The following is a 456-nucleotide window of genomic DNA, read 5'->3' as shown; positions in this document are numbered from 1 at the left end:
CACCTGTGCCGTCATGATCTCCGCCACCGCGGTATCCCGCGACGAACGATCACGCAGCACGATCTTGCGCGCGTAATCACGCTCGGACAGGATCCCGACCAGTTTCGGCCCGTCCATCACCAGCACCGCACCGATGCCTTTTTCCGCCATCAATCGGATCGCATCGATCACCGCCGCTTCCGGCGCGACCGCATGTACTTCAGGAGACTTGCCGTCCAACAGTTGCCGTACCGTGGTCATCTGCCTGCCCTCCGAGGGTGGGTTGCAGGGCCGAGTCTGCCACGGCGGATGCTAGCCAGGCGTCAACCAGGTACAGCGGCCGCTGCTTGGATTCTTCGTAAAGCTGCCCCAGCCACTCGGCGATCAGGCCCAGCGCTATCATCTGCACCACACCCAGGAACAGGATCACCGCCATCATCGTCGTCCAGCCCGCCACCCGGTCGCCATACAGCGCCG

General features: G+C 63.8%; 1 protein-coding gene and 1 pseudogene. Both read right to left on the bottom strand.

Annotated features, from left to right (window positions below; genetic code table 11):
- Positions 1-240, bottom strand: a 240-nt coding sequence (locus tag EN850_RS33560; protein WP_136092937.1) for a CBS domain-containing protein, incomplete at its 3' end; no start/stop codon positions are given.
- Positions 200-456 (bottom strand): annotated as a pseudogene (locus EN850_RS37810) (hypothetical protein); the annotation flags it as partial. The gene EN850_RS33560 and the pseudogene EN850_RS37810, both read right to left, overlap by 41 nt.

The sequence above is a fragment of the Mesorhizobium sp. M8A.F.Ca.ET.207.01.1.1 genome (genome assembly GCF_004794715.1).
Taxonomy (GTDB): Bacteria; Pseudomonadota; Alphaproteobacteria; order Rhizobiales; family Rhizobiaceae; genus Mesorhizobium.
The sequence above is the reverse complement of the archived record's forward strand: the minus strand, read 5'-3'. Positions and strand labels throughout refer to the sequence as shown.